Annotated in this window: 14 protein-coding genes; 12 read left to right on the top strand and 2 right to left on the bottom strand. The window is 58.4% G+C overall.

All coding sequences use genetic code 11. From position 1 onward, the window contains the following. The 4 genes from ACVDG9_RS21650 (at window position 1) to ACVDG9_RS21635 (ending at window position 4,890) form a co-directional block, all read left to right on the top strand. Entirely contained in the window at window positions 1-1,224 is a 1,224-nt protein-coding gene (locus ACVDG9_RS21650; protein ID WP_023003409.1) for a protein-glutamate methylesterase/protein-glutamine glutaminase, read from the top strand. After that, window positions 1,221-2,111 (top strand): CheR family methyltransferase, encoded by an 891-nt coding sequence (locus tag ACVDG9_RS21645; RefSeq protein WP_023003408.1) that lies wholly within the window; start codon window positions 1,221-1,223, stop codon window positions 2,109-2,111. The genes ACVDG9_RS21650 and ACVDG9_RS21645 overlap by 4 nt, the downstream gene beginning before the upstream one ends. A 310-nt stretch (window positions 2,112-2,421) precedes the next feature. Next, window positions 2,422-3,393: an MBL fold metallo-hydrolase gene (locus ACVDG9_RS21640; protein WP_447238948.1), complete on the top strand. Its 972-nt coding sequence runs from the start codon at window positions 2,422-2,424 to the stop codon at window positions 3,391-3,393. 141 nt (window positions 3,394-3,534) lie between these two features. Further along, a complete protein-coding gene (locus ACVDG9_RS21635) occupies window positions 3,535-4,890 on the top strand; it encodes a lamin tail domain-containing protein (protein ID WP_447238947.1) in 1,356 nt (451 codons plus the stop codon). An 83-nt stretch (window positions 4,891-4,973) separates the two neighbouring features. Here ACVDG9_RS21635 and ctrA read toward each other — a convergent pair whose 3' ends face one another. Next, window positions 4,974-5,666, bottom strand: coding sequence for a response regulator transcription factor CtrA (gene ctrA, locus ACVDG9_RS21630; RefSeq protein ID WP_031270498.1), 693 nt, complete (start codon window positions 5,664-5,666; stop codon window positions 4,974-4,976). 372 nt (window positions 5,667-6,038) lie between these two features. Here ctrA and fliI point away from each other — a divergent pair, with 372 nt between their 5' ends. From fliI to ACVDG9_RS21615, 3 genes are all read left to right on the top strand, one after another. Continuing rightward, window positions 6,039-7,364 carry a flagellar protein export ATPase FliI gene (gene fliI / locus ACVDG9_RS21625; protein ID WP_031270495.1) on the top strand — a complete coding sequence of 442 codons (1,326 nt, stop codon included), beginning with the start codon at window positions 6,039-6,041 and terminating at the stop codon, window positions 7,362-7,364. A 28-nt stretch (window positions 7,365-7,392) separates the two neighbouring features. Continuing rightward, complete coding sequence (fliJ, locus tag ACVDG9_RS21620) at window positions 7,393-7,800, top strand: flagellar export protein FliJ (protein ID WP_023003403.1); 408 nt, start codon at window positions 7,393-7,395, stop codon at window positions 7,798-7,800. A 208-nt stretch (window positions 7,801-8,008) separates the two neighbouring features. Next, entirely contained in the window at window positions 8,009-8,443 is a 435-nt protein-coding gene (locus ACVDG9_RS21615) for a paraquat-inducible protein A (protein WP_055661214.1), read from the top strand. A gap of 86 nt (window positions 8,444-8,529) precedes the next feature. On the opposite strand, the gene ACVDG9_RS21610 is transcribed toward ACVDG9_RS21615, so the two are convergent. Continuing rightward, a complete protein-coding gene (locus ACVDG9_RS21610) occupies window positions 8,530-9,645 on the bottom strand; it encodes a DUF2336 domain-containing protein (protein ID WP_152509572.1) in 1,116 nt (371 codons plus the stop codon). A 298-nt stretch (window positions 9,646-9,943) separates the two neighbouring features. On the opposite strand from ACVDG9_RS21610, the gene ACVDG9_RS21605 reads away from it, so the two are divergent. The 5 genes from ACVDG9_RS21605 to ACVDG9_RS21585 all read left to right on the top strand — a co-directional run bounded on the left by ACVDG9_RS21605 (window position 9,944) and on the right by ACVDG9_RS21585 (window position 18,537). Continuing rightward, the gene (locus ACVDG9_RS21605) at window positions 9,944-12,247 is read left to right on the top strand and encodes a mechanosensitive ion channel domain-containing protein (protein ID WP_209171447.1); all 2,304 of its coding nucleotides are present in this window, start codon (window positions 9,944-9,946) and stop codon (window positions 12,245-12,247) included. Window positions 12,248-12,418: 171 nt separating this feature from the next. Continuing rightward, the gene (gene glpD, locus ACVDG9_RS21600; RefSeq protein WP_447238946.1) at window positions 12,419-13,939 is read left to right on the top strand and encodes a glycerol-3-phosphate dehydrogenase; all 1,521 of its coding nucleotides are present in this window, start codon (window positions 12,419-12,421) and stop codon (window positions 13,937-13,939) included. 76 nt (window positions 13,940-14,015) lie between these two features. Further along, window positions 14,016-15,509, top strand: coding sequence for a glycerol kinase GlpK (glpK, locus tag ACVDG9_RS21595; protein WP_077291786.1), 1,494 nt, complete (start codon window positions 14,016-14,018; stop codon window positions 15,507-15,509). Between the two features lie 297 nt (window positions 15,510-15,806). Next, complete coding sequence (locus tag ACVDG9_RS21590) at window positions 15,807-17,411, top strand: ABC transporter substrate-binding protein (protein WP_023003397.1); 1,605 nt, start codon at window positions 15,807-15,809, stop codon at window positions 17,409-17,411. Window positions 17,412-17,529: 118 nt separating this feature from the next. After that, window positions 17,530-18,537 (top strand): ABC transporter permease subunit, encoded by a 1,008-nt coding sequence (locus tag ACVDG9_RS21585; protein WP_023003396.1) that lies wholly within the window; start codon window positions 17,530-17,532, stop codon window positions 18,535-18,537. Window positions 18,538-18,553 lie beyond the last annotated feature (16 nt).

The following is an 18,553-nucleotide window of genomic DNA, read 5'->3' as shown; positions in this document are numbered from 1 at the left end:
ATGGCGTTTGCGCAAAGAAGCATAACTGCGGGCACGAGTCCGGGCAGCGACCCCATCAAAGTCATGGTCGTAGATGACGCTGTCGTCATCCGCGGACTCCTGACACGCTGGCTCGGTGAAGACAAAAGTCTGAAAGTCGTCAGCTCGCATCGCAACGGCAAGCTTGCTGTAGAAGATATCGAAAAAAGCAATCCCGACGTCGTCGTTCTCGACATCGAGATGCCGGAAATGGACGGCATGACGGCCTTGCCGCTCATGCTGGCGAAGAAGCGCGATCTCGTCGTGATCATGGCTTCGACGCTGACCCGCCGCAACGCGGAAATCAGCCTGAAGGCCCTGTCTCTGGGCGCGGCCGACTATGTGCCGAAGCCGGAATCGACTTCCGAGGTCACGACGTCCATCGATTTTCGCCGTGAGCTGATCGAGAAGGTCAAGGCTCTTGGGGCACGTGCATTGCGCATGCGCGGTCCTGCGCGCACCATGCGTGCAGAAACCAGCGCAGGCCGCACCGCGCAGCCGGTCAGACCGATTTCTGCGCGTCCGGCAACGGATACACGGGCGACCTTTCGCGGAGCTGCTCAACCGGCGGGAGCTGCTGCCGGTGCAGTGAAGTACCAGACACGCCCGTACTCTTCGGCGCGCCCGCGCATCCTTGCGATCGGTTCCTCGACGGGCGGTCCGCAGGCACTGCAGGAAGTCATGCGCGAAGTCGGTACGGCCATGAATGATGTGCCGGTGGTCATCACCCAGCATATGCCGCCAACCTTCACTGCAATTCTGGCCGAGCATATGGGCAAGGCTGCCCTGCGTCCGTCCAAGGAAGGTGAAGATGGCGAAGTGCTGAAGCCCGGCAATATCTATGTCGCGCCTGGCGGCAAGCACATGATCGTGGAAAAGGACGGCGGTGTCGCCAAGATCCGGCTGACCGACGGTCCTCCCGTGAACTTCTGCAAGCCTGCCGTCGATCCCCTGTTCGACAGCGTTGCGAAGGTATTCGGTTCGGCAAGCCTGGGTGTCATCCTGACCGGTATGGGTCATGACGGCGCTGAAGGCGTCAAGACGATTGCAGCAGGCGGCGGCAGCGTGATCACGCAGGACGAAGCCACAAGCGTGGTCTGGGGCATGCCGGGCGCAGCTGCACAAACGGGCGTCTGCAGCGAAATTCTACCCTTGAAGGAGATCGGCCCGAAGATCTCGCGCGTTCTGAAGGGGAACACGAGATGACCCCGAGCGAGTTCGAGTTTCTGAAAAACTTCCTGAAGACCCGCTCCGGCCTGGTTCTGTCCAACGACAAGCAATACCTGGTCGAAAGCCGTCTTCTGCCGATTGCACGCAGCTCCAAGCTGGAAACGCTCAGTGCGGTGATCCAGCAGCTTCAGCGCGGCACCAACAGAGCGCTGGAAACGGACGTCGTTGAGGCGATGACGACCAACGAGTCGTTCTTCTTCCGCGACAAGACACCGTTCGAGCACTTCAAGGACACGATGCTGCCGGCGCTGCTGGAAAGCCGCGCGACACGCAAGCAGATCAAGATCTGGTGTGCGGCTGCCTCGACCGGGCAGGAGCCTTATTCCCTGGGCATCTGCCTGAAGGAAGATGCGGCCAAGATGGCTGGCTGGCGAACCCGGATCCTGGGTACGGACCTCTCCAACGAAGTTCTGGAAAAGGCCAAGACCGGCCTCTACAGCCAGTTCGAGGTTCAGCGTGGTCTGCCGATCCAGATGCTGCTGAAATACTTCGAGCAGAAGGGTGACATGTGGCAGATCAATGCCGGCATGCGCGCCATGATCGAATGGAAGAAGCTGAACCTGCTGGAAAGCTTCACCCATCTGGGCGAGTTCGACATCATTTTCTGCCGCAACGTGCTGATCTACTTCGATCAGGCAACCAAGACGGAAATCCTCGGCCGGTTGGCGAAATCCTTGCCGGATGACGGTTATCTCGTTCTCGGTGCCGCAGAAACCGTGGTCGGTCTGACGGATGCCTTCAAGCCGGTGCCCGGTAAGAGAGGCCTCTTCCAGAAGAAACAGGCTGCACAGGCCGCAACCGGCACGGCAGCAACGCCCCGCCTGGCCGTGGGAGCTGGAGCAGGCCTGGGTCTGCAGCGTTAAACCTGCGGCACTCCTTCAGCACGGTTCGGACATTTCGGATCAAGTTCAAAGGCGGCCTCTGGCCGCCTTTTTCATTCGCTGCACCGTGAAGAAATCCCGTCAGAAAAGCGGTCTGTTGCGAGTGAGCAAGTTTTTGAAATTCATTTCGTTCGTTCGCTCTCGTGAAGTTTATCCGGCTGGCGGCGAACAGCACTTGTCTGCATCTGCATCCATTCCATTTTCACGAACGTAAGCTTTGCGTCCTGCCGGGCACTCGGGGTGTTCGATTGCGGGACTGTTTTCATGAATCGGAATTGCAGGGAGTGGGAATATGACCGAGATAAAAGTTGAACTCACACGTCGCGCGGCGCTTCTGGGAGCAGGTGGTGCGCTTGCCGGGGCAAGTCTTGCCGGAACCACCGTTGTCCATGCGGCTGCAGAAAAGCAGGCCTCTGTGCCGGCGCCCGTCGCCCGCTATTCCGTAGGCGGGTTCGAGGTAACCACTCTGCATGACGGTGCAGTCTCCCTGACCGAGCCACAGAAGACCTTCGCCATGAATGTGGACGCGGATACATTTTCTGCGACCAATGCCGATAACTTCCTGCCCAACGACAGTTTCCAGATCAGTTTCACGCCAACGCTCGTGAACACGGGCAGCGAATTGATCCTGTTCGACACCGGCAATGGCGAAGGTGCCCGGCCAGGCCGTGGCAAGATGCGCGCCGCGCTGGAAAATGCGGGATACACGCCGGAGCAGGTTGACGTGGTGGTGCTGACGCACATGCATCCCGACCACGTCAGCGGTCTGATGGAAGGCGGCTCGCCGACCTTTGCCAATGCCCGCTATGTGACCGGGCAGAAGGAATATGACTTCTGGGCGGCAATGGATGCGGAAGCCAATGGGGTGACCAAGCTGATGGCGAGCCACGTCAAACCGTTGGCGGAGAAAATGACTTTCCTCGATGACGGCGGCAGCGTGACGACGGGTGTCACCGCGATGGCTGCTGCAGGTCATACCCCCGGTCACATGATCTACATGCTTGAAAACGACGGCAAGCAGCTTGCCATAACGGCGGATACCGCCAACCACTACGTCTGGTCGCTGGCGCATCCCGAATGGGAAGTGCGTTTCGACATGGACAAGGAAGGCGCCGCGGCCACCCGCAAGACGGTGTTCGGCATGCTGGCCGCCGACAAGATACCGTTCGTGGGCTATCACATGCCGTTCCCGGCGGTCGGCTACGTGGAGACCAACGACAGCGGTTTCCGCTATGTCCCAGCGTCATACCAGCTGCAGCTCTGATCCTGCCATCGCAAGTGCGGAAAGGCCGGCGGCAACGCCGGCTTTTTTGTTTTTGCCGGACAGTTACGAGTTTCCGTCTGGTAGTGAAAATGTCATAAACGTGTGAAAGCCTTCTTCTCGTTACTTCAGGTTGAGGCGCGCATGTCGGACCATATCTATCAGGCCATTTGGAACGAAGATGCCGACCGGTTCAGTGTCAGCACGCGCAACGTGGATGGTGACTGGACGGACATGACAGCCGACATTCTGCTGGACGAGCAGGTGAAGGCCAAAGGGTCCCGCCAGATCGACCTGGCAGCGAACCCGCTCTTTGCCCGGGTCGATTTCGACAAGATGGCGGCGAGCGATCTGTACCAGTCCTTCATCCGGCTTCTGGACAACTATGCGGTCCACTTTCGCGACCCGGAAACCATTTCGCCTGCCGAGCGAGACGAGATCGAAGGGTTTCTCGATCTGGTGATTGCAAGCCGGCCGATGCAGATCGCCTTCGAGCATATTTCTGCCGAGCTCGTCAGGGACATGACCGCTGAAACCTTCCGGCAGGATCTGTTCCGGATGTGGTTCGAGGTCTACACCAACTTCTTCCGGGGCAAGTCGACCCACTTCTGCACCGGCTTCGAGCATGTTTTTGTCGGCGAGGGCAAATACAAGAAAGGGGCGAATTCCGCCTCGGAGAAGGGTGAAATCTCCGGTTATCACTCCTGGGTGAAATTCGCGCTGGACGAGCTCAACAACCGGGTCGACTACCTTGGTTACAAATACGATCTCGGAGGTCCGGGACCGGAAAACCCCCATGTCGTGACGCTGCAGATGGTCTGGAACCACCAGGACATGACCGGCAATCTTGTCGCTGAGCTCTTCAAGAGCAAGGGTGGATTTTTTGTCGGCAGCAGTCCTGCGTGCGAATTCGCGCTCGGCACGCTTGCCTATTACGAAGGCCTGCATGGCTTGCTCACCAACCAGAAGAAGCGTGTTCAGCTCGGTGAGGGCAAGTTCGATCTGGTGATGTATCACGAGACCACGGCTGATGGCTCGCTGGGACAGCACATCCGCTCATTCTACCCTGTGTTCCTTGGCGACGGCAGCACCCGCACGGACGATTCAGGCAATGTGGTCGTGCGTCCAAGGACCGTTGAAATGCAGAATGACGGTCCGCTTCGCATTCTTTCGGCTTTGCCGAACCCGCCGGGGGATGACCAGGGCACGGAATGGGTGGAGATCTGGAATGCCGGTGCAGCGGACATCGACCTCACGGGCTACGAACTGCGGGACAAGATGGGCAGGCCGCAGCCGGTGGAGGCGGTTGTTCTGATTGCAGGTGCCGTTTTGAAGGTGTCGGTGACGCGGGCGACGGTCCATCACATGCAGATGTCGAACCGCAAAGGGTTGATTACCCTGCATGACAGTTCCGGCGAGATGCTGGCGTCAGTCAATTACGGGCAGGCGGGGGAAGGGGCTGTGCTGACCTTTGCCGAGCGCGCAGGTGGCCAGGGCTAGAACAGCCTTGTCACATCCAACCCTCAACAACAAAAAGCCCCGGCAGTGCCGGGGCTTTTAAAACGTCAACGTCTGATGCTGGATCAGGCGGCTGCTTCGACGTCCGGCTCGCGCAGAACGTAACCTCGGCCCCACACCGTTTCGATGTAGTTCTTGCCGGAAGTTGCAGCTGCCAGCTTCTTGCGAAGCTTACAGATAAACACGTCGATGATCTTCAGTTCCGGCTCGTCCATGCCGCCATAGAGATGGTTCAGGAACATCTCCTTGGTGAGCGTCGTTCCCTTGCGCAGGGAGAGAAGCTCCAGCATCTGGTATTCCTTGCCGGTCAGATGGACGCGCTGGCCGCCGACTTCGACGGTTTTGGTGTCCAGGTTGACCTTCAGGTCGCCAGTGACGATGACCGACTGTGCGTGCCCCTTCGAGCGGCGGACGATTGCGTGGATACGCGCGACCAGCTCGTCCTTGTGGAACGGCTTGGTCATGTAATCGTCGGCGCCGAAGCCGAGGCCGCGAACCTTGTCTTCGATACCCGCGTTACCGGAAAGGATCAGGATCGGTGTCTTGACCTTGGAAACGCGTAGTGTCCGGAGAACCTCGTAACCGGACATGTCCGGCAGGTTCAAATCCAACATAATGATGTCGTAATCGTACAGTTTGCCGAGGTCGATGCCTTCCTCGCCAAGATCTGTCGTGTAGACGTTGAAGTTCTCGGACTTCAGCATCAGCTCGATGCTCTGCGCCGTGGCGCTGTCATCCTCAATCAACAATACACGCATGCCAATCCCCTTGTTCTGCCTTTCCTGGGCAAGTCGCAACGGCTCTGTCGGTGCCTGCTACGAAGGACTGATGTTAACCCCGACTCAAAGCTATCGGTTAATGGTTAACAAAATATGATTCGTAACGGCAAGCTCTGGAGAGAGGAAACTGTGAACAACACTCAACTTATTGAATCCCCAGAAAAAATTCGGATTCACAAATCTTAATGTTGAACTTTAAGAACCGGCGCTAACCGATTCCGTTCAGATTCCTTTCAACAAAGCCGTTTTGACTTCGAAATGGCTCTCGCTTGTCAGCCTTCCAAAGGTTAAGATTAACCAGAGTCGTAAACGATCGGTTACCAAAACCGTTAACGAGGGAAGGAATCTTACGTGAAGGCGCTTTTCGCCGAGATTGATTCGCTCATGCCGACCGAAATTTATGGCCGGGTGACTGCGGTTCAGGGACTTCTCGTCGAGATTGCGGGCCCTATTCACGAAATGAGTGTCGGCTCGAGATTGTTGATCGACAACGGTGAGGATAACCCGAAAGTGCCCGCAGAGGTTGTGGGTTTTCGTGAGGGACACGCACTTTGCATGCCTTTTTCCGGGCTTGAAGGCGTGCGAATGGGTTGCAAAGCCGTGATTCAATCGCGTGACAGCGTGGTTCATCCGGCAAATGCCTGGCTTGGCCGAGTGATTAACGCACTTGGTGAACCGATTGATGGTAAAGGAAGTCTTGTTCATGGCGGAGTGCCTCGCAAATTGCGAAGTTCGCCTCCGCCAGCCTCCGAACGTAAACGAGTTGGACCCCCCCTGGATCTCGGCGTTCGCGCACTTAATACATTCGTAACCTGTTGCGAGGGGCAGCGAATGGGCATTTTTGCCGGCTCCGGCGTCGGCAAGTCCGTGCTGATGTCCATGCTGGCGCGCAATACAAAATGTGATGTCGCGGTCATCGGCCTAATCGGCGAACGCGGTCGAGAGGTTCAGGAGTTCATCGAGGACGATCTGGGCGATTCGGGGCTGGAGCGCTCCGTGGTTGTCGTCGCGACCTCAGATGAAAGCGTTCTGATGCGGCGGCAGGCCGCCTATCTGACCATGACTGTTGCCGAACATTTCCGCGATGAAGGCAAGAACGTGCTGTGCATGATGGACTCGGTAACGCGATTCGCCATGGCACAGCGCGAAATCGGCTTGTCGATCGGCGAGCCGCCGACCTCCAAGGGCTATACGCCGACGGTCTTCACCGAATTGCCGCGACTTCTGGAGCGGGCAGGTCCTGGCAAGGAGAACAGCGGATCGATCACCGGCCTTTTCACCGTTCTTGTGGAGGGTGACAATCACAACGAGCCTGTGGCCGACGCGGTGCGCGGTATTCTCGATGGCCACGTGGTGATGGAACGCGGCATTGCCGAGCGTGGCCGGTATCCGGCAATCAATGTGCTGAAATCCGTGTCACGAACCATGCCGCGCTGCGTGCCGCCGGAGCAGCTCCCGGTTCTGCGCAGGGCCCGACAGCTTCTATCGACCTATACGGACATGGAAGAATTGATCCGGCTGGGCGCATATCGGAAGGGATCCGACCCGACCGTGGACGAAGCCATCTACAGGTTCGACATGATCGACGAATTCCTGAATCAGGGAAAAGACGAAGCGACATCACTTTCTGACGGGTATGAGCAACTTGCCAACCTTTTGGAAATGACTCAGGGGTAGACTGCCCGTGTTAGGGGAGTATTGAGTAATGAAAACCCGAGACAGTTTGATCCGTTTGAAGCGGTTTCAGGTTGACGAGAAACGACGACAGCTTGCTCAGATCGAGAGCATGATCGCCGAGTTCAACCGTATGGCCGATGAACTTGATGACCAGATCCGGTCGGAGCAGGAGCGGGTCGGTATTACGGATGTCACGCATTTTGCCTATCCGACGTTTGCCAAGGCCGCAGCGGACCGTCGCGACAACCTGCGCAATTCCGCGCATGAACTGGACGACCAGCTGCAACGTGCCCAGGACGAGCTCAGCGAGGCGATCGAGGAGCTGAAGAAGTTCGAGCAGCTGGAAGAACGCGACCAACAGCGCGAGCGCACAGCCCAGGAACTGGCGGAGCAGGATCAGCTCGACGAAGTTGCTGCGCGGGCTCGAGGTCGATAACGGCTTACTGAACTTCCCTAGAAACAGCCGGTCTCCGAATGGGGGCTGGCAGGGCTTGATATACGTTCTTATATTCCTGATCGTTGCTCGCGGCGGTCAGGTTTTGTGCTTTCCGATCCGGGTGATATAGGAAATGGTGCTCCTCTCGGTGTTGCCGGGCGCAGGTGCCGCTACAAGTTTACGCGATAGCCAGGGTACGGCAGTTTCAATGCGATTTTTTCTGGCTTTGCTGCTTCCCGTTTCCACTTTCTCGTTCGCCCTCGGACTGACGCAGCCGCTCATGCGGTTCGAGCGCCTCTATTTTCTGGAAGACCGACCGACGCTGATCGAAATGGTGACCAGCCTCTATCACGAGGGCGATGCGGTTCTTGCCGCGATCGTGGCGCTGTTTTCGATCGGGTTTCCCGCGCTGAAGATCCTTCTGATCCATGTGGCCGTGCTTAGTGGCGCCAAGACGCGTTCGCTTGCGCTCCTGTCGATGGTCAGCAAGTGGTCGATGCTGGATGTCATGCTGGTGGCGCTGGTGCTTTTTGCCGCCAAGACAAGCGGACTGGCGGCAGCCGCCATTTTGCCGGGGCTCTGGTTCTACGCGGCCGCGACCCTGTCGACAGCAATCGCCGCGACGCTTTGTTCCAAAAGCTGAACTCTCGAAAAACACGGGCTAGAAAAAGCGCTGACAAGGTTGCTCTTCGATGAGTCGGTTGGCGCGAAGCAACGCTGGCGTTGTCGCTACATTGCCGCGACACGTCCGGGACGATCACCCGTGGGTCTTGGTTTCTTTTCCCGCCGGTTCGCCTGGAAATCACCGCATCGGGATTGTTTGGTCTGTGCCGTGCTGTCGAGAAACTTCTTGTAGGTGGCCGTCCATTCGGAGCCCTGCGTTGCCGGGATCTTCAAATGGTCGCAGCGAACCTTGGCGAAAAGGGCGAAGGTCGGCGTGTCGAGGCCGGCTTTCTCCGCGGTTCTGAGAACCAGATCCTTCTTGCCGTTGAAGACCGCATCCTTGAGTGCCGTCTGGGCCGTTCGTCCGCGCGCGCTGAGCAGTTCGATCGCGTGATTGAAGCGGCCATCCTGCAGCAACAGAATCATAAGCTCGTTGACGGTGATTTCCGCACGCTCCGCTTCCCGCCACAGGAGGGTCATGTCCGGATTGTTGAGGGCATCGCCGAACTCCCGGCGCAGCACCTTCAGTCTTGCGATCTGGTCCAGTTGATCCTGCGACAGGGAGCCTTCGATGATACTGCGCAGTCGCTTCTTGGTCTCATCGTCCACAAGCGGCAGCAAGGCCCGGCACACTGCAGGGGAAAGATCGGAGCGCAGGCACAGGTCCTCGCGCAGGACCACGTCTTCCGTGGCGTATTTGACGAAACTCAGCATGGTTTCGCGGGACAGTTTGATCTCGCGGTTGCCGGCCAGAATACGGTGCACCGGGCGGTCGCCTTTTTCGGCAATGGCATCTGAGACTTCAGGCGAGAGGTCGGTGCGGCGGGCAATCACCTGCAGGTGACTGTTGCTCAGCCGTTCGACAAAGTCGATCAGGTCTTCCTGGGTCAGCGCGGGGCTTTGCGCAAGTAGCGGCATGGCCACGTTGACGTCGTCTTCGGCGATCTTGCGGGCAAGTTCCGGCGGCGTGTTGACTTGCGAAGCGAGCTTGTGCGCCAGCCTGGCGCGGTCCCTGGGCGAGCCGACACTGTACAGTTTTATGATTACTTCGGAGAAGATTGCCAGTTCCCGGTCGGTCCGCTCATCGAGGTTCGCAATCACAAGTTCGCTCACCTGAGCGAACAGCCGTCGTCGCGCCTCGTCTGTGCCTTCCTGTGCAAGTTTGATCAAGGACCTGGGCATCCTTCCTCCTCGTCGGGCCAGATTGGCGCCCATATTGTTATTATTACGTTACCCGATAAATGGAGGCTGGCATATTACCTTGCGTAAAGGTGAAATCTTTTTGCGATTTCCAGTGAATCCTTGTTTCTGCTGGTTTTGATGCGGTCGTTACTGCACGGGAAACTTGCGTTTTATAATAGTACCTAAAAAATGTCCGAAGACAGCAGCCTGAACCCTTTTCATCCGCGAGCGTTCCTCCATATTGTCCGTGCCATGGCCGGACCCCCGCCGGTCTTTCTGGAATTGACAAGAGTTTGAAATGAAGATTTTGCGCTGCTGCCTCTTTGCCCTGATGACAATGATGCTTGCCGGGTTGGCTCCGGTTCTGGCTCAGGAAAGCGGGGGGCAGGCCCCGGCGCAGGAGCAGGCGCCACCGGCCGATGTCGAACAGGCGAGCCAGGCCCTGATAAAGGTTCTGAACGACCCTGAAAGCCGAGCGGCGTTGATCGATCTCTTGCAGAAAAGCACAGGGGACAGCCAGCCTGCTGAAGGTGACAGGCAGGTTCCCGGGAATGAAGCTGCAATTCCGGTTCAGGGGATCTCCCAACCCCTGCAACAGGAAAACTTCGCCCTGCGGATCGGTGAATACACACGAGTTCTGGTAGATGACGCGGGGTATCTGCTGGAGCAGGCAATGCGCTCGTTGAACGGCCTGGTTCTGGTCGCGCGCGGCGATATCCCGGTGAAATGGGACCGGGTCGAGGATATCGCGATCCAGGTCGGCATCGTGCTTCTTGCGGCTTATCTCGGCTTTTTTGCCAGCCAGCTGATCGCGAAGGCACTCTATCCGCGCATGTCGCTTTATGCGCGTTACGGCGGTGGGCTGACGCGCAGTTTCATTCTTGTTCTGACATCTGTCGTCGATGCAGTGACGGTAGGCGTCGGTTGGGCCGTCGGCAACGCGGCGGCCCTGGCAAGCTTCGGTGGAATAAATGCAGGCGTAACGCTTCAGGAAAGTCTCGCGCTGAACGCGTTTTTCATCCTTGGCATGGCCAACGTCTCGCTGCGCTTCATATTTGCGCCGGGGCGGCCTGAACTGCGGTTGCTGCCGTTCACCGATGAAAGTTCGCTCTACTGGTACGGCCGTTTGCGGTTGTTCATGTACTGGATGGTCTTCGGCCTGTTCCTGGCCGTGCCGATCGCCAATGTTGCGGTATCCTTCGTGCTCGGCAACGCCTTGCGGTTCCTCGTCGTGCTTCTCGGGATGATCTATCTTCTGGTGCTGGTGCACCAGAACAGGCACCGGGTAAACGAGGGTGCGCGGGATTACGCCGAGCATCTGCAGAGCGCTCTTGCCAAGCGTGCGCTCGTGCTGGTCGGTCAGCTCTGGCACCTGGCTGCCTACGGCTATATCGCGGCAGTTTTCATCATCTGGGTGACCCGGCCGTTTGACGCGACAACCATTATTCTGCGGGCAACGGGACTGTCGATCCTCACCATCATGGCGGGCATGGCCATTTCGCTGGTCGTGACCAAGGCCATCAAGGGCGGGATTCGCCTGCCGGACGACCTGAACCGGACCCTTCCGGCGCTTCAGAGCCGGCTGAACGCCTTTGTGCCGCGCCTTCTGAAGTTCATCCGGTTCGCCGTCTTCCTGGTGACGGTGTTGCTGCTTCTGGAGATCTGGGGTCTGTTGACGGTTGCCGAATGGCTGGTCAGCGAAGCCGGGGTGCAACTTCTGAGCAGCTACGGTTCTGCCTTCCTGGTCCTGCTCGTGGCTTTCATGATCTGGCTTGCCGTCATGTCGTGGGTGGACCTCAGGCTGCAGTCACGTTCCGGATACATCGTAACGGCGCGCGAACGCACGCTGTTCCAGTTGTTCCGCAATGCATCGACGGTCGTCATCGTGGTGATGGCGCTGCTCTTGTCGCTGTCGGAAGTCGGCGTCGATATCGGTCCGCTGATCGCCGGTGCCGGTGTTGTCGGTCTGGCGATTTCCTTCGGTGCACAGACCCTGGTCAAGGACATCATCACCGGAGCCTTCATCCAGGTCGAGAATGCCATCAACGAGGGCGACGTCGTCACTGTTGCCGGAATAACGGGAACGGTCGAGGGGATCACCGTCCGGTCGGTGCGCATGCGCGACATCGACGGAACAACCCACATCATTCCGTTCTCGTCGGTCGACATGGTGTCCAACTTCATGCGCGGCTTCTCCTATCATGTCGCGCTGATCGGTGTTGCCTACGACACGAATATCACCCACGCCAAGGACGCCATGCTGGAAGCCTTCCGCAGACTGAAGGAAACGGATTTCGGACCCAAGATCATCGGTGATTTCGAAATGCACGGCGTTACCAATTTCGGGGCCAGTTCCATTGATATCCGCGGCCGCATCAAGACCGTCCCGGGGGATCAGTGGGGCGTCGGGCGTGCGTATAACGAATTCGTCAAACAGGTCTTTGACGAACGGAATATCGAAATCCCGTTCCCGCAAGTGACCTATCACGCCGCTACGCCTCCCTTCGTGGAAGACGGGAACAAACCGAAACAGCGCAAGAAGGTTGACGTTTCTTCGACCCAGTTGGAGGACGATGCTCCGGCAGAGGACGGAGAAAACTAGGCAGATCAATGCCTTGTAGTTTCTGAGTGGTCTATTTAACCCCGGCGGAGGCGCGAGCTTCTTGCCGGGGTGTTTCGTCTTGGTGTGCGAAATTGTTGATTGAATTTCGAGAAGTTTCGTTTTATTTTCATTTTTAATCCTGAGACGCAAAAACACAGGCCGGGGACAGTTATGGCTGCGGATTACGATCTTTTGATCATTGGTGGGGGCATCAACGGAACGGGCATCGCGCGCGACGCGGTCGGCCGGGGGGCTTCGGTACTTCTGGTCGAAATGGGTGACCTTGCCGGCGCCACATCGTCGGCCTCGACCAAGCTCATCCACGGCGGGCTGCGCTATCTGGAATATTACGAGTTCGGTCTGGTGCGCAAAGCGCTGAAAGAGCGTGAAGTGTTGTGGCGCGCAGCGCCGCATATTGCATGGCCGCTGCGGTTCATTCTGCCGCATCACAAGGACCTGCGTCCGGCATGGCTCCTGCGGCTCGGCCTCTTCATGTATGACCATCTCGGCGGGCGGGAATTGCTGCCGGCCACCAAGACCGTGCGCCTGGATCAGGCTCCGTTCTCGCAAGGGCTCAAGAAGCTCTTCAAGAAGGGGTTCGAATATTCAGACTGCTGGGTGGACGATGCCCGACTGGTGGTTCTGAACGCGCGCGATGCGGCTGATCGCGGTGCCGAAATCCAGACGCGTACCAAATGCATCAGCGCGCGGCGCGATGGCGACGTCTGGCAGGTCGTTCTGAAAGACCTTGCAAGCGGCGAGGAAAAGACCGTCACTGCCAATGTGCTGGTCAATGCCGCCGGGCCCTGGGTTGCGGACATGCTGAGCGGCGTTACCGGGGCAAACAACAGTTCCAGCGTCCGGCTGGTCAAGGGCAGCCACATCATCGTCAAGCGCCAGTTCGAACACGACCGTTGCTTCATCTTCCAGAACGGTGACGGCCGGATCGTGTTCGCCATTCCTTATGAAAACGACTTCACGCTGATTGGTACGACCGATGTCGATTTCCAGGACGACCTGAGCAAGGTCGAGATCTCGAAGGACGAAATCGCCTATTTGTGCAAGGCGGCGAGCGAGTATCTGGAAAACGCGATCACGCCTGAAGATGTGGTCCATACCTATTCCGGCGTTCGCCCGCTCTACGATGACGGCGCAAAGGATGCCAAGGCGGCGACGCGCGACTATGTGCTTGAGCTGGATGCGGGTGATGCAAAGCCGGCGATCCTGTCTGTCTTTGGCGGCAAGATCACGACCTATCGCAAGCTTGCCGAGCATGTCCTGGAAAAGCTTGAGCCGTATCTGCCTTTCAAGCGCGGGGTATGGACGGCCTATGCGCCGCTGCCGGGCGGTGATTTCAAGGTGAGCGAGTTCGATGCGGAAGTGTCACGCCTCGAGGCCGATTATCCGTTCCTCGACAAGGTATTCGCTACTCGTCTGACCCGTCTTTACGGCACGGATGCGCGCTTCATACTCGGGGAAGCGAAGACGCTCGAAGATCTCGGCCGCTGCTTTGGCTACAATCTTCATGAAGCGGAAGTGAAATGGCTGGTCCGCCGCGAATGGGCCCGCAGCGCGCAGGACATCCTGTGGCGGCGGACGAAACTGGGTTTGCGGCTCAGCGGGGAGGAAGCTGCCGAGCTGGATACCTATCTGTCGGCTTATCTTGCGGAGCAGGCCGGCGCTGCGGCATAGTTTTATCAAACGGAACCAGATGACCTGCCGGCCTTGCCGGCAGTTTTCATGACAAGAAGAAAACGGGAGGTGCGCCATGGCCGGATGTGTTTTGGCAATAGACCAGGGCACGACGTCGAGCCGGGCAATTGTCTTCGGCGACGATTTCCATCCAATCAGTGTGGGGCAGCAGGAGTTTCCGCAACACTTCCCGAAGTCGGGTTGGGTGGAGCATTCGCCGGCCGATATCTGGACGAGCACGCTGCGCGTGTGTCGGGAGGCGCTGGAAAAGGCACCGTCCGGTGGCGCGGATGTCGCCGCGATCGGGATCACCAACCAGCGGGAAACCACCCTTGTCTGGGACCGATCGACGGGCGAACCGGTCTACAACGCCATTGTCTGGCAGGACCGTCGTACGGCCGATTTCTGTGCGAAATTGCGCTCGGAAGGCCGCGAAGGAGTTTTTTCCGCCAAGACGGGCCTGTTGCTGGATCCCTATTTTTCCGGAACCAAGATCGCCTGGATCCTCGACAATGTGGACGGTGTGCGCGAGCGTGCGGAACGCGGTGAGCTTGCCTTCGGCACCGTCGACACATGGCTGATCTGGCAACTCACGGGCGGCAAGGTGCACGCAACCGATGCCACCAACGCATCCCGGACGCTGATCTACAACATTCACGAAAACAAGTGGGATGAAGAGCTGTGCAAGCTCCTCAACATCCCGCAGAACCTGCTGCCCGAGGTCAAGGACAGTGCGGATGATTTCGGCGTCACCGATACGGAATTGTTCGGCCGGGCAATACCGATCCTCGGTGTTGCCGGCGACCAGCAGGCCGCGACGGTCGGGCAGGCATGCTTCAAACCGGGAATGGTCAAGTCCACCTACGGCACGGGTTGCTTTGCACTGATGAACACCGGGTCCAAACCGGTCCGGTCCAACAACCGCATGCTGACGACCATCGCCTACAGGCTGAACGGCGAAACCACATATGCGCTCGAAGGGTCGATCTTCGTTGCCGGTGCTGCCGTCCAGTGGCTGCGCGACGGTCTGGGGCTCATCGAAAGTGCCGGCGACACGCAGTCGCTTGCCGAACAGGCAGATCCCAACCAGGACGTCTACCTTGTTCCTGCCTTCGTTGGTCTTGGCGCTCCCTATTGGGACGCGGAAGCGCGGGGCGCGCTGTTCGGTCTGACGCGAAACACGGGTCCGAAGGAAATTGCCCGGGCGGTGCTGCAAAGCGTCGGTTACCAGACCAGCGACCTGGTTGAAGCCATGCGGGCAGACTGGCCGGAGGCCGAACAACCGGTGCTCCGTGTCGATGGTGGCATGACGGCATCCGACTGGACGATGCAGTTCCTGGCCGACATTCTGGGCGCGCCGGTCGACCGGCCGACTGTCCCGGAAACGACAGCGCTCGGGGCAGCGTGGCTCGCCGGATCGAAGGCAGGTATCTGGCCTGGCGCCGAGGCATTTTCGGCTGAATGGAAGCTGGAAAAGCGTTTCGAGCCGCGTTTACAGGAAAGTGAGCGGGCCAGATTGCTTGCCGGATGGCAGGACGCTGTCAAACGAACCCGTTCTACGCAGGATTGAGAAATTCAGGGGCTCCCGTTATTGCGGGAGCCTTTTGTTTTCAGGCGGTTAGATGAAGCTTGAAAAACGCTGCCGTTGCGGTATTTGTTTCTCGTGAGTTAACGTTGCCGCATTAAAAATTTACGGCAGCAACTCTTACCTAGCAAAAAAATTTCAAAAACATCCTCAAATTAGAAATATGTTGGCAGTTGATTTTCTGCCAAAAAAACGCCTTAGTTTGCGCTGGCTTGGGCTTAACTCCTTTGCGCGATTCAACGATGCAAGGCCCTTGCTCTTCATCAAGGGGAGAACAGTTTGATGAATTTCCAAAAAACCTTGAAGGCATCCCTTCTTGGCGTAAGCCTTGCTGTGATTGCAGCAACCGGCGCTTCTGCAAAAAACCTGGTTTATTGCTCTGAAGGTTCGCCTGAAGGCTTTGATGCTGCACTTTACACCGCAGGCACGACGTTCGACGCTTCCTCCAAGCCGATCTACAACCGGCTTGTCGAGTTCAAGCGCGGCACGACCGAAGTGCTGCCGGGCCTGGCTGAAAGCTGGGAAGTTTCCGAAGACGGTCTGGAATACACCTTCAAGCTGCGTCAGGGTGTGAAGTTCCACACCACCAGCTTCTTCACGCCGACCCGTGAATTCAATGCAGACGACGTGATCTTCACCTTCGAGCGTCAGCTGAAGAAGGATCATCCGTGGCACGAATACACCGCCGGTACCGCGTGGGAATATTTCGACGGCATGTCCATGCCGGACCTGATCAAGGAAATCGTCAGGGTTGACGACTACACGGTCAAGTTCGTCCTGAACCGTCCGGAAGCACCGATGATCGCCAACCTGGCGATGGACTTCGCTTCCGTCGTGTCCGCCGAATACGCAGCCCAGCTTGAAGCAGCCGGTTCCAAGGAACAGCTGAACCAGCAGCCGGTCGGCACCGGTCCGTTCTCCTTCGTGGGTTACCAGAAGGACGCCGTGATCCGTTATGCGGCAAACCCGGACTACTGGGGTGGCAAGCAGCCGGTCGACAACCTGATCTTCGCGATCACTCCGGATGCAGCCGTGCGTCTTCAGAAGCTGAAGGCCGGTGAATGTCACGTCATGCCGTACCCGGCACCGGCCGACATCGCCGACATCAAGGCTGACGGCAACCTGACCCTGATGGAACAGCAGGGCCTGAACGTCGGTTACCTCGCTTACAACACCAAGCAGGCACCGTTCGACAAGCCGGAAGTCCGCAAGGCGCTGAACCACGCGATCAACAAGCAGGCGATCCTCGACGCAGTTTTCCAGGGCTCCGGCCAGGCTGCCAAGAACCCGATCCCGCCGACCATGTGGTCCTACAACGACGCCGTTGAAGACGACGACTACAATCCGGAACTGGCCAAGGAAATGCTGGCAGCAGCTGGTGTATCCGATCTTTCCATGAAGATCTGGGCAATGCCGGTACAGCGTCCGTACAACCCGAACGCTCGTCGTATGGCTGAAGTCATGCAGGCCGACTTCGCGAACGTCGGCGTGAACGTCGAGATCGTTTCCTACGAATGGGGTGAATACCTGTCCCGTTCCAAGGACGAGAACCGCGACGGTGCCGTGCTTCTCGGCTGGACCGGTGACAACGGCGACCCTGACAACTTCCTGGCCGTTCTGCTCGGCTGTGACGGTGTCGGCGGCTCCAACCGCGCCCAGTGGTGCAACGAAGAGTTCGACGCGCTGATCAAGAAGGCAAAGACCGTGACCAGCAAGGAAGAGCGCACCAAGCTCTACGAAGAGGCACAGGTCGTGTTCAAGGAGCAGGCTCCGTGGGCAACCATCGCGCACTCCGTGGTCTTCATGCCGATGTCCTCCAAGGTCTCCGGCTACGTCATGGACCCGCTCGGCGGCCACTGGTTTGACGGCGTGGACATTGCGGAGTAAATCCGCCTAACTCGAAGAGGGCGCTGGCAGCAATGCCGGCGCCTTCGGACATTCTGGCCGGCGGATGCTTTCCTGACATCAGGTCGTTTCCGCTGGCTCTTCGTATCTGGAACCTGACATGCTTCGCTTTCTTCTAGGTCGTCTCGGCCTGTTGATACCGACATTCTTCGGCGTCACCCTCGTCGCCTTCTCGTTTATCCGCATGCTGCCCGGCGATCCTGCCGAACTGCTCGCAGGCGAGCGCGGTATATCTGATGAGCGGAGGGCTCAGGTCCTTGGCCAGCTTGGCTTCGACAAACCGCTCTGGCAACAGTACCTCGACTACATCGCAGGTATCTTCCAGGGGGATCTGGGCACGTCCTTCGTGTCGAAGAAGCCGGTGCTGGATGAATTTCTGACACTGTTTCCGGCGACTGCCGAACTCGCGCTCTGCGCCATCATCATTGCCGTCTGCCTTGGCATTCCCGCTGGCATCTTCGCGGCCGTGAAGCGCGGATCGGTTGCCGACCAGGCAATCATGGGCACGGCGCTGGTCGGCTACTCGATGCCGATCTTCTGGTGGGGTCTGCTGCTGATCATCCTGTTCTCGGGAACCCTCGGCTGGACACCGGTCTCCGGGCGCATCTCGCTGATGTTCTTCTTCCCGCAGGTTACGGGCTTCATGCTGATCGACAGTCTGCTGTCCGGCGAGAAGGGGGCCTTCCTCTCCGCCGTCCGTCACCTGATCCTGCCGTCCATCGTTCTGGCGACCATTCCGATGGCGGTGATCGCACGCCAGACCCGATCCGCCATGCTGGAAGTTCTGGGCGAGGACTATGTGCGCACGGCCCGCGCGAAAGGCCTGCCGCCCCGCGCGGTGATCGGTCTGCATGCGCTGCGCAATGCCCTTATCCCGGTGGTGACCACCATCGGCCTGCAGGTCGGCGTGCTTCTTGCCGGCGCGATCCTGACAGAGACCATCTTCTCCTGGCCGGGCATCGGCAAATGGCTCGTCGACAGCATCTCGCGCCGCGACTACTTCGTGGTCCAGGGTGGTCTGCTGCTGATTGCCGGGATCATCATGATGGTCAACCTGATCGTGGACGTGCTCTACGGCCTGATCAATCCGCGAATTCGCCACAACTGAGCCGGGGACAAGGAAA

Source organism: Roseibium sp. RP-7 (assembly GCF_053005225.1).
The sequence above is the reverse complement of the archived record's forward strand: the minus strand, read 5'-3'. Positions and strand labels throughout refer to the sequence as shown.

Excerpts from the sequence above, each read along its gene's own strand:
- glpD (WP_447238946.1), top strand. The coding sequence starts at position 12,419 with ATGGCTGCGGATTACGATCTTTTGATCATTGGTGGGGGCATCAACGGA.
- ACVDG9_RS21610 (WP_152509572.1), bottom strand. The coding sequence starts at position 9,645 with ATGCCCAGGTCCTTGATCAAACTTGCACAGGAAGGCACAGACGAGGCG.
- ACVDG9_RS21590 (WP_023003397.1), top strand. The coding sequence starts at position 15,807 with ATGAATTTCCAAAAAACCTTGAAGGCATCCCTTCTTGGCGTAAGCCTT.
- ACVDG9_RS21650 (WP_023003409.1), top strand. The coding sequence starts at position 1 with ATGGCGTTTGCGCAAAGAAGCATAACTGCGGGCACGAGTCCGGGCAGC.
- ctrA (WP_031270498.1), bottom strand. The coding sequence starts at position 5,666 with ATGCGTGTATTGTTGATTGAGGATGACAGCGCCACGGCGCAGAGCATC.
- ACVDG9_RS21615 (WP_055661214.1), top strand. The coding sequence starts at position 8,009 with ATGCGATTTTTTCTGGCTTTGCTGCTTCCCGTTTCCACTTTCTCGTTC.
- glpK (WP_077291786.1), top strand. The coding sequence starts at position 14,016 with ATGGCCGGATGTGTTTTGGCAATAGACCAGGGCACGACGTCGAGCCGG.
- ACVDG9_RS21645 (WP_023003408.1), top strand. The coding sequence starts at position 1,221 with ATGACCCCGAGCGAGTTCGAGTTTCTGAAAAACTTCCTGAAGACCCGC.
- ACVDG9_RS21640 (WP_447238948.1), top strand. The coding sequence starts at position 2,422 with ATGACCGAGATAAAAGTTGAACTCACACGTCGCGCGGCGCTTCTGGGA.
- ACVDG9_RS21585 (WP_023003396.1), top strand. The coding sequence starts at position 17,530 with ATGCTTCGCTTTCTTCTAGGTCGTCTCGGCCTGTTGATACCGACATTC.
- ACVDG9_RS21635 (WP_447238947.1), top strand. The coding sequence starts at position 3,535 with ATGTCGGACCATATCTATCAGGCCATTTGGAACGAAGATGCCGACCGG.
- fliJ (WP_023003403.1), top strand. The coding sequence starts at position 7,393 with ATGAAAACCCGAGACAGTTTGATCCGTTTGAAGCGGTTTCAGGTTGAC.
- ACVDG9_RS21605 (WP_209171447.1), top strand. The coding sequence starts at position 9,944 with ATGAAGATTTTGCGCTGCTGCCTCTTTGCCCTGATGACAATGATGCTT.